This window comes from Edaphobacter dinghuensis (assembly GCF_014640335.1).
Lineage (GTDB): Bacteria > Acidobacteriota > Terriglobia > Terriglobales > Acidobacteriaceae > Edaphobacter > Edaphobacter dinghuensis.
Window position 1 is genome coordinate 215,274 of the sequence record NZ_BMGT01000004.1, and the last position, 14,582, is coordinate 229,855.

Annotated in this window: 10 protein-coding genes; 4 read left to right on the forward strand and 6 right to left on the reverse strand. The window is 55.5% G+C overall.

The annotated features are described in order from the left end of the window. Positions 1-5: 5 nt before the first annotated feature. Both IEW09_RS17210 and IEW09_RS17215 read right to left on the reverse strand, forming a co-directional pair. Positions 6-1,643, reverse strand: coding sequence for a GH35 family beta-galactosidase (locus tag IEW09_RS17210; RefSeq protein WP_188555496.1), 1,638 nt, complete (start codon positions 1,641-1,643; stop codon positions 6-8). Positions 1,644-1,664: 21 nt separating this feature from the next. Beyond that, positions 1,665-2,876 (reverse strand): SGNH/GDSL hydrolase family protein, encoded by a 1,212-nt coding sequence (locus IEW09_RS17215; RefSeq protein WP_188555497.1) that lies wholly within the window; start codon positions 2,874-2,876, stop codon positions 1,665-1,667. 122 nt (positions 2,877-2,998) lie between these two features. Here IEW09_RS17215 and IEW09_RS17220 point away from each other — a divergent pair, with 122 nt between their 5' ends. Together IEW09_RS17220 and IEW09_RS17225 are read left to right on the forward strand one after the other, a co-directional pair. Beyond that, positions 2,999-4,561: a glucuronyl esterase domain-containing protein gene (locus IEW09_RS17220; RefSeq protein ID WP_229739410.1), complete on the forward strand. Its 1,563-nt coding sequence runs from the start codon at positions 2,999-3,001 to the stop codon at positions 4,559-4,561. Positions 4,562-4,742: 181 nt separating this feature from the next. After that, positions 4,743-8,444 carry a choice-of-anchor D domain-containing protein gene (locus IEW09_RS17225; RefSeq protein WP_188555498.1) on the forward strand — a complete coding sequence of 1,234 codons (3,702 nt, stop codon included), beginning with the start codon at positions 4,743-4,745 and terminating at the stop codon, positions 8,442-8,444. A 56-nt stretch (positions 8,445-8,500) separates the two neighbouring features. Here IEW09_RS17225 and IEW09_RS17230 read toward each other — a convergent pair whose 3' ends face one another. After that, positions 8,501-9,370, reverse strand: coding sequence for a TIM barrel protein (locus IEW09_RS17230; RefSeq protein ID WP_188555499.1), 870 nt, complete (start codon positions 9,368-9,370; stop codon positions 8,501-8,503). Between the two features lie 298 nt (positions 9,371-9,668). Further along, a complete protein-coding gene (locus tag IEW09_RS17235) occupies positions 9,669-10,076 on the reverse strand; it encodes a YidB family protein (RefSeq protein WP_188555500.1) in 408 nt (135 codons plus the stop codon). 141 nt (positions 10,077-10,217) lie between these two features. On the opposite strand from IEW09_RS17235, the gene IEW09_RS17240 reads away from it, so the two are divergent. Then, entirely contained in the window at positions 10,218-10,628 is a 411-nt protein-coding gene (locus tag IEW09_RS17240) for a RidA family protein (RefSeq protein WP_188555501.1), read from the forward strand. 37 nt (positions 10,629-10,665) lie between these two features. Continuing rightward, positions 10,666-11,085: a peptide-methionine (R)-S-oxide reductase MsrB gene (gene msrB, locus IEW09_RS17245; RefSeq protein WP_188555502.1), complete on the forward strand. Its 420-nt coding sequence runs from the start codon at positions 10,666-10,668 to the stop codon at positions 11,083-11,085. Positions 11,086-11,208: 123 nt separating this feature from the next. Here msrB and rpmB read toward each other — a convergent pair whose 3' ends face one another. Both rpmB and ppc read right to left on the reverse strand, forming a co-directional pair. Next, positions 11,209-11,397 carry a 50S ribosomal protein L28 gene (gene rpmB / locus IEW09_RS17250; protein WP_188555503.1) on the reverse strand — a complete coding sequence of 63 codons (189 nt, stop codon included), beginning with the start codon at positions 11,395-11,397 and terminating at the stop codon, positions 11,209-11,211. Between the two features lie 189 nt (positions 11,398-11,586). After that, on the reverse strand, positions 11,587-14,457 hold the full coding sequence (gene ppc / locus IEW09_RS17255; protein WP_188555504.1) for a phosphoenolpyruvate carboxylase: 2,871 nt from the start codon (positions 14,455-14,457) through the stop codon (positions 11,587-11,589). Between the last annotated feature and the right edge of the window lie 125 nt (positions 14,458-14,582).

A 14,582-nucleotide genomic window follows, 5' to 3' on the forward strand; every position in this document is an offset into this window, starting at 1 on the left:
GTGAACTATTGAGCGGCTGCTCTCTCGGCTGTATAGAGAACGACTCGATATATCCTGACCTGGTTTGCTGACATGCTGAGTTGGCGTCCTTGATTGCTCTGATCGCCGATCAGTCGACGTTGCGTAACCCACTTGCCATCGATTCGAGATACTTCGTCGATGCTTCCGATGCCAGCCACTTGGTTATCGGAGTCCGGGTCTCGAGCAAACGACACCGTAAGACCGCGACCTGCGATGAAGAACTCACTGGGGCCGGTTTGCACGATGATCATTGCGCCATCATTGGTGAGCAGGGTCTTTGCCGGCCACGAACGAGACAGGGTGGCCTCAAAGAGGAAGCCGCCGAGGCTGACTGTCTGGGTGGGTCTTGGGCTGTCCGCGTGCAGCACTAGTCCACGCGCGTGCCCGGAAGCCTGAGCAGGCACCAGGATGTCAGAGAGATCATCAAGCGTCTTGTATGTCTGCTCGATAGCAGGCGCAGATTCGGAGCTGTCGAGTGAGGGCTCAACGCTGTCGATGCCGAATGCCGAAAAGCCGAATGCCTTTGCTTCTCCATACGCATAAAACGCGTTGAAGGGAGCACTGTCGATGCGAGCCTCTGGCACAAACATGGCATTGCCCGGCAGCTTGTAACGCTGCATCCAGTATTCGAAGTTCGGCCAGTAGATGTCAGGTGAGTAAAAATCCAGCGCGGGAGCAGCAGCACGGTATATTTGAAGATTGTCGGGATGCGGTCCACCGCTTGGATATTCGCCGGCTCGTTCCGCAGGGGCTGGCAACTGAGCGTTTACATACATGGGCAGCGGATAAGCTTGCTTTCCCGCTGCGGCGACCGATTGAATGAACCTGGCATAGTTCCATGCCATGAAGGCTTCATTAGCTGCGTCGCCAAACACCTCCTGCCAAGACTTTCCTGCAGGATGAAAGCTCTCGCTGAGTTTTGGAGAGAGGAGCTTTTCATCGCTTTCAAGTTTCTTAATGAGCTCGTCCGGCACGGCACTCCGAAAAAGTTGATTTGCTACAGCAGAGCGATCACGACCTCCGAGCCCCAAATAGCCGACTTCATTTTCGACTTGAACCATTAGCACAGTTTGTTGTGTCTCATCTTTTTCGCGCACATGCTTCATCAGAGTAGAAAAGGCCGTGCGGTCGAGTTTGAGCGTCTCTGGTCCGAGAGTAGACAGGATCTCAAGCTCTGCGCCGTCAGCAGAGATGGCTCGCGGAAAGCGCTTTGTATCTTGCCTGACCCAGATCGGAGCGTCGTTGGAGAAAGCATTTTTCCAGCTCCCGAACCACAAAAGAACCAAGTGGAGATGTTGCTCGCGCGCGACATCGATCCAGTGGTCGAGAACGCTAAAGTCAAACTTGTTTTCGGTTGGTTCGATCTGCCCCCACGCGACTGGTATCAGCGCAGTGTTGACGTGCAGCTTTGCGAGCTTTGGAAGAATGACGTCCGCTTGCTCCGTTGTTCCGGATGAAGAGTTTCCCAGTTCGCCACCTAGAATCAGGTACGGCTTCCCATTTACAAGAAGTTGTCTTTGATTCTGGGCTCCTTGGATTCTTGGGAGTTCACGCGCATGCGAAGCCAAAGGGGAAAAGAACCAGCCAGCAAGTAAAAGTGAGATGTAAACCTTACTCTTCAATCGTCATCTCCAAATCTGATCTCAATGAGTAAATAGCGAGAGCGGAACGGCTTCACCCATGATGCGATATCCCGCGGGGGAGGGATGCAGATGGTCACCGCAGTCATAAGCTGGCAGCAGGTGATCAGGATGCTGAGGATCGCGCACGGCTTTATCGAAATCGATGACTGCATCGAAGTTACCGGGAGTGCGAATCCATTGATTGATTTCCTGCCGGTCGGCCTCGTTGCGCGGTCCCGGATGATAGTAGTCCGATCCGGTATAAGGCGTGATGGTTGCGCCAATGACGCGGATACCATGTGCGTGAGCGCGGAGGATGAGTTGCTGATACGCTCCCAAAATCCGATGTACAAGCAGGGAATGTTCCGCTAGAGATACCTCTCCATTGCGGGTCAGTCCGCCAAGATCGTTGACTCCTTCAAAGACAATCAGCCAGCGCACGCCGGACTGGGCCAGTACATCACGGTCAAAGCGCGCCAGCGTATTCGGGCCGAGGCCATCGGTAAGAAGGTGATTTCCTCCGATGCCTTGATTCAGAACGCCGATGTTTTGACCGCTAGAGGAAGCTTGAAGTCTTCCTGCGAGAACATCGGTCCAGCGATCATTTCCGTTCGTGATGGATGCATGTCCATCCGTAATGGAATCTCCCAGCGCAACAATCGAGGCGCCGTTCGGCGGCGCCAGCACATCGATGCCCGAAACTTGATACCAGTGGTCTACCTTGTGTGCGTCAGGAAGGCTTGCTGCATCGACCAGATCTCCATGAACATAATAAGAGGTTGCTCGAGAGCCGGGATGTCCGGTCTGCTGTGTCGGCGCAGTGGCAAGATGAAAGGTGATAGCTAAATTTGAAAGAGCAGCGGCAGGGAAGTTGATGGGATCGGAGATATACTCTGCTCCCGCTGGAACGATAACGTCTTCGCTGCCTGCGAACCGCAGCACCTTGTCAGATGCAAGATCAATGGCTGATGAGGACGCCGAGAGCGGACGTGCGATATGCACCGAGGTGAAATGCAGCGGCTCTGTTCCGAAGCTGTTGGAAAGATGAACGCGCAATGTCGAGCCACCCATTGATAGATGGAAGATCTGCCGAATGGTTACATCGTTGAGATCGACGGATGGAAGAGCATTCTGTGATTCGGGAATCTGTTGTGATGCTGCCCATGTTCCCACCCACACCTGAGGGGCGATTGATGACTGCGCGATTCCACAGGTTCCTGGCAAGAAGACCATTACCAGGAACGTAAGCAGCAATAAGTTTCTGTATACGAATTTCATAGGCAAGGTTTACTATTGGTCTCGAACTAAATCGCTTTAGCTAAGGTCGAGTAAGAATATCATCTCTGGAGAACTGCGTGCTCTCGCGTCTATATCTGGCTCTGCTTTCCATCCCTGTAGCGTTTGCCTGCGTTGCGACATCATGCGCGATAGCTCAGAGTGTTCCCGGCTCAACTTCACCACAGCCGGTCAACTTTACCGCCGAACAGGACCATCAAAACATGATGGATCAGCTTGGAATCAAGTCGTTGCGTCCAGGGCCCAGCGGCAATGAAAAGGCTCCAAACCATGCTAACTATGATGAGGCTAAAGCGAATCCGTTTCCGAATGTGCCCGACGCTCTGACCTTGAACAACGGGGAGAAGGTGACGACTGCAAAGGTCTGGTGGGAGAAGCGCCGTCCCGAAATCGTGGAAGGGTTTGAGCGATATGTCTATGGTCGCGTGCCGAAAAATATACCAAAGGTGACGTGGTCCGTCGTCGCAACTGATAAAGAGATGCTGGGCGGCAATCCAATCATTGCCAAAGAGCTGATCGGACACGTCGACAACTCTTCTTATCCGCTGATCAACGTAAATATTCGTATGACTGTAGTGACGCCTGCCAATGCGAGCGGGCCCGTGCCGGTTCTGATGATGTTTGGCCGCAGCGATTTTCCTGCTCCCAATCAACCTTCAGCAGATGAACTCGCACGCATCAATGCAGCGCAGAAGGCACTTCTCATTCAACAGGACCCCTCTCTCAAAGAGGTCTTCGCCCATCATCCGGCATGGGAGCCGCAGCTTCCCGCACCCTTTCACTTCCCGGAGTTCAATGCCGATGGCGATCCGCCGAGCACATGGGAACTGATCGCCGCCGGATGGGGTTTTGCGACGATCGATCCGGCGAGCATTCAGGCCGATGACGGCGCGGGACTGACGCGAGGCATCATCGGCTTGGTCAACAAAGGGCAACCGCGCAAGCCCGAAGACTGGGGAGCGTTGCGCGCATGGGCCTGGGGAGCAGGGCAGGGGCTGGAGTATCTGCAAACCGATCCCGCGGTCGACGGCAAACACATCGGCATCGAAGGCGTCTCGCGCTATGGCAAGGCGGCACTGGTCACAATGGCCTTCGATCAGCGTTTCGCCATGGTCCTCGTCGGTTCTTCCGGCAAAGGAGGAGCAACGCTGTTGCGTCGCAATTTTGGCGAAGCCGTGGAGAGCCTGACCGGAGGTGAATATTACTGGATGGCAGGCAACTTCATGAAGTACGGAGCGTCAGAGGCGAGCTTCGGCAGTAAGAATCCCGGCGATCTCCCTGTGGACTCGAATGAACTGATTGCACTGTGCGCACCCCGCCTAACCTTCATCAGCTATGGCATCCCGGAGAAGGGCGACGCCAAATGGCTCGATCATCAGGGAAGCTACATGGCGACAGTCGCTGCGAGTCCGGTATGGACGTTGCTGGGCACTCAGGGATTGGGTGTTGATGAAAATTACCGCACTGCGAAGATGCCGGAGGTCAATCAAGGATTGTTGACGGGCAGACTAGCATGGCGGCAGGATGATGGCGGACATACCGACGCGCCGAACATCAAGTACTTCATTCAATGGGCAGATCAGTTCATCGGCCACTCTCATGCTGCCTCGGGCAATCAGTAAGGAACGTTCTATTTAAATCGCTCGTAGATGAGTGTTAAGAGGTCTGTATCAATATTGATATTCCGATAGTTCCATTTTGGGTCGATTGAGGCGATAATCAGCAGGCACCTGGAAAATTAGGTAATTGCGTCTGAGACCTCTCGTTCGGTGGAGGCGAATTCCGGCGCAATTGCGGGGCCTTATGAAATCTCATGCACATCTATTTCTCTGTCGGATTATTGGCGTAGCTCTGTTGTCGGGGCTTCTCGTTTTTGGCGGATGCAACGGATCTCATCAGGCTGAAAGTGGTTCGTCTTCTACACCGCCTCCTACACCTGCAACAGTAAAGGGTACGGTTCGCGGAGGCCAGGTACCGGTTGCGGCGGCTTCTCTTCAGCTCTACGCTGTAGGCACCACCGGAGACGGTTCACCTGCTACACCGCTTCTTGCTCAGCCTATAACCAGCGATGCCGCTGGCAGCTTTTCGCTTACCGGCGCTTATACCTGCCCATCATCTTCCTCACTTGTGTATGTGACTGCTTCGGGAGGCAATCCGGGCCTGGTGTCGGGCACAAATAATACTGCGAGCGTTTTGATCGCCGCTCTTGGCTCCTGCGGCAGTCTGCCGACCTCGTTCATCGTCAATGAGGTGACGACGGTCGCAGCGATCTGGCCACTGGCGTCCTTCATGTCATCGCCAAGTGCGATCGGCTCCAGCGCAGCCGATGCCAGCAATCTCTCCGCAGCGTTTACCCTCGCTGCTGAGTTCGCGGATGTCACGACTGGTCTTGCCCCTGGCCAAAGCGTTTCCACCGGCACCACTATTCCTGCTGACGAGATCAATACCCTCGCTGACATCCTCTCAACCTGTGTTAATTCTGGAGGAGGCGTTGCTGGAGACGGCAGCGCTTGCGGTCAACTCTTTACCTTAACCACCCCAGCAGGCGGCTCGTCGCCGACAACTATCGCGGCCGCCGGCCTCTTCATCCGGCAGAACCCCACGCAAAATATTTCTCAGCTCTTTGCGCTTCTTCCAACGGATGCGCCGTTTACACCGATGCTCAGCATCCCTCCAGTCGATTGGGGTTTGCACCCTGCCGTGCCCTCAGCGCTTTCGGTAACACCCTCTTCCATCAGTTTTCCATCGACGATCGTCAACTTTACCGCGGCATCTCAGACCATCACGCTCAGTAACTCCGGTTCGACGGCCATCGATATCAGCGGCATTGCTCTGACTGGCGCCAATGCCGGCGATTTCACCTACAACAACTCCTGCACCTCGACACTTCCGGCGAATCAGAGCTGCACCATTCAAGTAAGCTTCAGTCCTACTGTGACAGGCTCGAAGTACGCCTATCTCACGATTGCAAATAGTGCCACCAGCGAGCCGGTTGCCATCGCTCTAACCGGAACGGCAGTTGACGGCAGCGGGGCGCTCTCCGTATCTCCCACGTCTCTCAGCTTTTCGCAGCTCTCCGTTCCACAGACAATCACGCTTACCAACTCCAGCGTCTCTGCGATGGCTATCCAAAGCATCAGCCTCTCCAACCAGAACTTCACAGAGACCAATACCTGTGGCAACAGCATCTCAGCCAATGCAAGTTGCACCATATCCGTCACGGCAACAGTCGCGAATACAGATAGCGCAACTCCGCTGACGGGAACGCTCACCATTATTGCCGGCGACACGATTGGCGTTCATACCGTTCCGCTCAGCACCAGCATTGCCCCGGTTCCCGGTCCGCTTGTCGTCACGCCGAATGCCTTGTCCTTTACTGTTGCAGGGGTTCCACAATCGGTTACGCTCACTAACTCCGGCAGCACCGTGTTAACGCTTCAAAGCATCACGGTAGGAAATCCGGCTTTCGCGCAGACCAATACCTGCGGCAACACGCTTGCTCCGGCGGCAACCTGCACGGTTTCAATCACGGTCAACTCTCTCGGCGCTACGGCCCTCAACAGCTCTTTGACGATAGTGGCCAACGATGCGGTGGGCACGCACACCGTCGCTCTCAGTGCTGTGGCTAGCGGCACATTGCCTCCGCTCTCAGTCTCTGTCTCGTCCTTGACCTTCCCCTCGACCTTGCTTCACTTTTCTTCTCCGGTCCAGACTTTCACCATCACCAACAACACGCCGGATGCGATCCTGTACCTTATTTCTTTTACGGGCGCGGCTGCCAATAACTACACGTTGACTGACTCATGCTCCTACCCGCTTGAAGGCGGCCAAAGCTGCACTGAGCAAGTTGCTTTTACTCCTGTTACTGCCGGTGCAGATAATGGCTCGCTGGAATATACGCTGAACGGTTCAGCTCTGGTGACGATTCCGGTTACAGGCACAGGCGTCGCAGGCACAGGTGGAGCGGTCACTCTTTCTCCTTCATCGCTCACCTTTACGCAGTTCGGGGTTCCGGCACCGGTTACTGTCACCAACACCGGTACTACTGCAGTCGCTATCGGTCCCATCACACTTAGTGACGACTCCTCTGACTATGCTCAGACCAATAACTGCGGCAGCAGTCTTGATCCACAATCCGTCTGTACGATTGAGGTTTCTGCAAACCTGATCGATATGGACTCCTCATATGCAGGCACCCTTACTGTAGTCACTGGTGACGCCACGGGCATACACACGCTCCCGCTTTCCACCCCAAGTAACGGCGGCGTGCAAATCGGTGTATCCGGCCCAATCGCGTTTGGTTCCTGGGTGGTCGGCACTACCTCAGCACCACAGACGCTTAATTTTGTGAATAGGGGAGCTGGGGACGTCAACATGGAAATCACTGGGCCTGACGCCAGCGCTTTTTCATTCGATCCAAGCTCCAACATTTCATCTATCTCTTATAGCGGATGTCCCGACGGTTGCTCCTCTGTCATTTACTTCACACCAAGCCATCTGGGACCCCACACTGCCACTCTTGTGACCAATTATGGCAACGCAACGCTGACCGGAACCGGCAGTCCCGCTGGACCATCGTTCGTTCTGAGAGGCAACATCCCAAATCCCATTTATCAGTTCTATGGGTCGGGGGTGGCACCGATCTTGATGCCTGTCACTGTGACCAACAATGGATCCACGCCGCTGAATCTTTCGGCTGCGATGACAGGTGCGAATGCTTCCCAATACGTCCTTCAGAGTCAGTGCCCTGCTTCTCTCCAGGTAGGGTCAACCTGTGAACTCCAGATCACCTTTGCACCAAACCAGTATGGCAGCCTTCCTGCCCAGCTCAAGGTGACAGATAGCGTCTCCGGCATAAGCCAGACGTTGAATTTCATGGGCTTTGGACAATATCCACTGCCGACGATCTCCATTGTTCCGTACTCATTTGGCGATATCCAGCTCGGTTCGATCAGTGCACCGAGCACTGCAACTATTACCGCGCCCGGTGGGCATCCTGTGACTATTTCCGTGCAGGGCGCCCCGTTCAGAATCTCAACGACATCCTGTGATGCAACTCCCTGCCAGGTTGGAGTAACTTTTGCACCAACTGCAACCGGATCTGCGACCGGCACCGTTACCGTGCAGGACATTGTCTCGGGATATTCCAATTCCATATACATGACAGGCACCGGTGGCGTTCCTGTCGTATCGTTATCGCCTTCGGTGCTTGACTTTACCTCTCGCAGCACTGGCACCACATCAATTGCCCAAGTGGTTACCCTGACCAACTCCGGCAATGCACCACTCAATATCTCGGCGATTTCAATCATTGGAACTAATGCAGCCGACTTTGTCCAAACCAATACCTGCAGTGGTTCGATTGCTGTCGGCGCGGGCTGCACTATCTCAATCTCATTCGCGCCGTCAGACGTTGGCAACCTCACCGGCACCGTTCAGATTTTGAGCGATGGTTCGCCTGCAACTATCGAACTGACAGGCACCGCTACCGCGCCCTCTCCTTAAAGAGTGAGAGTGAGTGAGAGTTGAAGTGACAAGTTGTGATGAGGATGCGTCTTGTCTTAAGACATAGATGCATCGCGAATCGCCTGTTCGCGTGCAGCGCGCAGAGTGGCAACTGGTTCGCCAGTGGGGTAGAACTCCATGGCGATGTAACCGGAATATTTCAGCTCTGCAATTTTGCGATAGATGGCGTCATACCGAATCTCGCCGGTTCCGGGTTCGTGACGGCCGGGAACATCTGCGATATGGAAGAGAGCAATCAGATCGATGTTCTTCTCAATCTTTTCAAGGAGATTTCCGGCCTGACGCTGCTCGTGATAAATGTCGTAGAGAACGCGAGTATGTGGGCTATCGACGGCTCGCACGATCTCGAATGCCTGGGTGACAGACGTCAGGTAAGCATGAGGATTCTCAAGCAGGTCGATCGGTTCGAGGACGATCTGGACATCTGCCTTTGCCGCGATTTCGTCGAGGCGCTTGACCGATTCGATGGAGCCGCCCTGAAGGGTTGGAGAGTCGGTGCGCTGGTTAGAGGTAAGGATGATCTGTTTGCAGTTGAGCTTCTTGCAGGCTTCGATGGTCTTGCGCAGCCCGGACTCAACGGTGTCGAAGTTGGCTGCATCTGCGTAGCCATGCGCTCCAGCGGTGGAATCGACGGTAAGCCCAAGAGATTTAATGCGGGTCATGAACTTGGTGTAGTCGGCATCGGTCCACGACTTCCATTCGCCGACCATCTCGACGCCGGTATAACCAGCCTGCGCAACGATCTCCAGAATCTTCTCGAGAGGGCCGTACTTTTTGAGCGTCCAGAGCATGACAGAAAACTTGAATGGTGCTGTGGATGCAGCTTGCGGTTGGGCCTGCGCGCGCGGCAAGAGAGAGGCTGCCGCAGCGGTGGCGGCTGAGAGAGTGAAGCTGCGTCGGTTCATCGTCATAGGTGATTTATCGTCTCGTTGATATATGGTTCGCGGCGGTGGATTGCAGCTTGATGCGAATGCAGAACTCTATCCGTGTTAGCTGTCAGCTTTTGCCGCATTGTTGTGCACGATTTTCTTGAGGGGCTGAGTATAGCGCGTCGAAGGAACTTAATAAAAGGCGCTGCTCATCTTCTGCGTAGCCGATGCGGATCGGCCGCGCAGAGATTTCTCACAGCCGGCTTACGCCAGCGTGTTTGCCATATTGCGTTACAGTGCGCGGCTGCTTTTCGCGAACGTCGTTTCGAGATGCTCAGGCGAAGCGGCTTAGAAACTGGGTTGCAAGTCCGCCCAGCGAACTCTGCGGCGCAGCTTGGCCACCGGGGGCAAAGTGCTGGACGACCATGGGAAGAACAGTCGTGAGTGCAGCTTGCACTACCTGGGGCGAGACTCCTGCATGCTCTGCTGTCTTCTCGATCAGACCGGTTCCGGCAAGTCCTTGCTGTACCTGATCTGGGGTTGCGGTCGCATTCTGGCCGGTGCTCCACGCTCCGATATGTTCTGCCAGGCCATTTTGGTTAAAACTGTTCAATATTCCCTGAATGCCTTCGGGATGCTGTGTCAGTGCCTGAATGAAGCCGCCGGCTACCTTTGCCTGGTCGGTCTGAGAGTCCTGTCCAACCTGTCCTGCCAGAGACTGGAGAGAATCCAAAATGCCCATAATGCACCTCGATGCGGAATTAGGCGGCCTCGTGTGCCGAGCCTTCCGCGTGCGAATGGTTTTATCAGTTATCTGTCCTGTTTGTCGCCCCGATGGCAGTGAATTTGCGCGGTGCCAATATGGAGATAGACTTGAGGCACAATGAGTGACCAGACAAAGATCGCAATTTCAACTACGGATGCACCCGCAGCCATTGGCCCATACTCACAGGCAGTTCGCGTCGGCGACACGCTGTTCGCTTCAGGACAGGTCGGCCTCGATCCAGCCACGGGGCAGATTGTAGAGGGTGGAATCATTGAACAGACCAAACGAGTTTTTGAGAATATCAAAGCCGTTTTAGCCGCGGCAGGGACCGATCTGACACAGGTGGCTAAAACGACCGTCTTTCTCAAGAACATGAGCGACTTTGCCGCGATGAACGAGATCTATGCAACGTATCTCGCTCCTTCGGGCACCGTGCCGCCGGCGCGCTCGACGGTTGCTGTTGCGGGGTTGCCTAAAGATGCCCTGGTAGAGGTCGAAGTGATCGTAAAGGGAGTGGGTGGAGCTTAATCGGCTGACCAGCGTCTCATAAAAAGAGGACAAATTTATGGCTGAGACCGAAAAAGTCGAAAAAGCTGGCAAGATTCACAAGACAGAGGCGGAGTGGCGCGCCCTGCTGACGCCGGAGCAGTTTCATATCATCCGCGAGAAGGGAACCGAACGCCCTTTTACCGGCGCGCTACTGAACAATCACGAAGATGGAACCTATCATTGTGCCGCCTGCGATGCTCCCTTGTTTACTTCGGACAAGAAGTTTGAGTCAGGCAGCGGGTGGCCAAGCTTCTGGTTGCCGGTATCGGCCGAAGCCATTGAAGCTCATGAGGACAATTCTCTGGGAATGCAACGGATCGAGGTCACTTGTGCTCGCTGCGGAGCCCATCTGGGGCATCTCTTTCCCGATGGCCCAAGGCCGACCGGAATGCGTTATTGCATCAATAGTGCTTCGTTAGGTTTCCCAAAAGGGTAAGAAGCCGGGTCTTTTATCTTAGAAAAATAGAAAAACAGGAAAAGCCCCAGCCGCATATTGCATGGCTGGGGCGTTCTGTTTCCATAATTCTGTTTGGTCTAGCTCTCGAAGAGTCTAGTGGGCTTAGCCCTTGACGATTTTGCCGGTCTTGATGCAGCTGGTGCAGACGCGCATGCGCTTGCTCGTGCCGTTGACCTTGGCCTTGACGGGCTGCAGGTTCACGTTCCAGCGACGCCGGGTGGTGTTGTGGGCGTGAGAGATGTTATTGCCAAACTGCGGGCCTTTGCCGCAAAGATCACATTTTTGTGCCATGACTGAAGCTCCAATCTTGATTCGCAGCGACTTCCGGAATTCAAGCCTAATAAAATGAGGGGCTTGCGGAAGCGGTAGGCACGAGCGGAACCAAGTCCGCTGACTCTCTACCGTGTCAGAGTGCGTTACAAAAATTCTATCACTTACAGGCCCTTTGCCGCCATAAAGAACTGGCGGCAAAAAGTCCGATCAGCCTGTATTTCGCAGTCCGGCGCTGATTCCATTGATCGTGGCCGAAATAGCACGATTCAGTTCGGGAGAATCCGGCTCACCAGCGGCAATCGCTGCTCGCTTGCGACGAATCAACTCAACCTGAATCAATGACATAGGATCGACATACGGATTTCGCAGACGGATCGATCGCTCCAGCACGGGATTATTTTCGAGCAGCGTCTTCTGCTGCGTAATCGCAAGAATCATGCGATGGGTAAGGTTGAACTCTACCTCCAGGGTGGCAAAGACCCGGTCGCGCAGCGCCTCATCTTCGACGAGCGAGGCATAGAGCCGCGCGATGCCGAAGTCAGCCTTCGCCAGCGCCATCTCGACGTTGCGAACGATGTCGAGGAAGAGCGGAAAGTCTCGCGCCATGGTTTGAAGCAGGGCGAGTCCATTGGCATTTTCCTTCACAAAGAGGTCGAGGGCATGGCCCACGCCGAAGAAGGCAGGCACAAGCTGCCGCGACTGCATCCAGCCGAAGACCCACGGAATGGCGCGAAGATCGGCCATTGACTTCTTGCCGCCGCGCTTTGCCGGGCGCGAGCCAAGCCGCGCATGTTCGAGTTCTGCCACCGGCGTCGCCTGCTCAAAGTAGGTAAACGTCTCTGGGTTGTCCACGATGTGCTTACGGTAAAACTCGTAGGACGTCGAGGAGAGCCAGTCAAGCGCCGCCTCCCACTCTGGAAGAATCTCACCGGTGAGATGTGGCGGCACCTTGCCTCTTTGCAGAATGGCATCAGGTCGTGCCAGAGCATCAAGGCTGGCCGCGATCATCAACTCAAGATTACGCTCGGCCAGCACAACATCGGAGTACTTCCAGTTCAGCACCTCACCCTGCTCCGTCAGCCGCAGTTCGCCGGTAAAGCTATCGATGGGTTGGGCAAAGATGGCACGATGCGTCGGTCCACCGCCACGCCCAACGGTGCCGCCGCGGCCATGGAAGAGGCGCAGCGTAACTCCGCACTCGCGGGCAACCTCATGCAGCGCACGGTGAGCTTTGTAGATCTCCCATGTGCTGGTAATCATGCCGCCGTCTTTATTCGAGTCCGAGTAGCCCAGCATGACCTCCTGCCGATGCTTCCAGCTCTTCAGCAGTGGCTGATACGCCTCGCTCGTCCAAAGCTGGCGGCAAACCGCAGGTGCATTCTGCAAATCTTCGATCGACTCAAACAAAGGAACTGGCTGCAAACCGGGATCGTTCGTCTCGTCGTCTGCCTCAACTTTTACACCGCCGAGTCGTGCCAACCAAAGCACATGCAGCACATCTTCCGCGCTGGTAGCTCCGCTGATGACGTATTGCTGAATCGACTCTGGCGCATAGGCCTGCTTCAGCTCGGCGATGGCGCGGAAGGTATCCAACACCTCGCTCGTCTGCGGCGAAAGCGCTGGAGGAAGATGAATCTGCGCCGTCAGGGGATTCGTGCCGGTGGGTGCCTGCCAGGCAGAGATTTCTGCCACGGCAGCCGTGTGGACACGCGCATGCTGCCGGATGTCGAGCGTATGCAGATGCAGTCCGTACGTCCGAACCTCGATCAGCAACGGATCGATCAGCATCTCAGCGAGACGATGGCCGCGATTTTCGGCAAGGCTGTTGCGAAGAATCGTAAGGTCGGACAGAAGATCAGCAGCACGGGTATAAGGCGTGAGCGCCGGATTGGCTGGCAGAGGCAATCCTGATTGCGGTGTAGCGCCCAACTTCATCATGATGCAGGCGATCAGCAATCGCAGATGTTCATAGTGGAAACGTTGCTCTACTGCCAACTGTCCCGCCGCCCGAAGTTTGCCAAGGTAGTGGTCAAGCAGTCCAGCAACTTCGGCTGAGACCGGAACCTGCTGGATCGAGCTACCAAGCTGCTCGAAGACATTCTGCAACCGCCGCCGATAGTGATTCAGCAGCAGGTTATGCGCCATGGCCAGAGATTCGCGCGTGACCTCGGGAATGACGAAGGGATTGCCGTCGCGATCGCCTCCGATCCACGAGCCGAAGCTAACCAGTTGGGGCAGCTTGGAGATAGCGACGGGATGGGAGTCGGGATTCGATTCGGGATATTCGGCGGCCAGCGCAGCGGCTACCTCGGAATAGAGCACCGGGAGCGTATCGAAGAGGCTGGTCTCGTAGTAATCGAGCGCCATGCGAATCTCGTCGCGAACCGTCGGACGCGCACTGCGAACATCGTCGGTCTGCCACAGGGCAGTGATCTCGGCGGTGAGGTTGCGCTCCAAAGCCTCGAGTTGCGGAGCAGGAACAGGAATGCGGTCAAGCTGCTCCAGCAGGTCCGAGATACGCCTCCGCTTGAACATCACTGAACGCCGTGCTACCTCGGTGGGATGCGCGGTAAAGACAGGCGTAATGCAGATGCGCTGCAGAAAATCGTGTGCCTGGGCGGCGTCAAGACCCGCCTCACGAAGACGGCGCAATGTTCCGCGCAGATCGCCTCGCTGCGGAGCGGCGTTTTGATCGAGCTGAATTGCCAACCGCCGCCGTTTGCGGTGGTTCGTCTCGGCAAGGTTGATCAGCTCGAAATAAAATCCGAAGGCACGGGCAAGTTGATAGGCGGCTGACAGTTCCAGCGCGCCGACCCGGCACAGTGCCTCTTGCAGATGCGAGGCGGCAGCGGCAGTATCGCCCTTTGCGTCCGCTTCGCGGCGGGCAATGGCAATACGGCGAAGCGCTTCGACAGCATCGTAAAGAGGAGCGCCAGACTGCTCGCGTAGAACACCGCCAAGCAGGGTGCCAAGCGAGCGAACGTCGCGGCGAAGAGGAGCTTCTTTCAGATCTCCAGTAGGTGCCTGGAGTTCAGCAAGGCGTTGGGGCCAATTAGGAGGAGTCCACAAGGACGGCATGATTCAACGATAAATCAATCGTGGGCAAGAAGGGTAAGAGGGCACGTTGCAGCCATTGAACTTCGGTCCAGATCGCTTGCCGGATGGCATGGAGCCGTTATCCTTCTAGCTGCTCAGCCAATCAA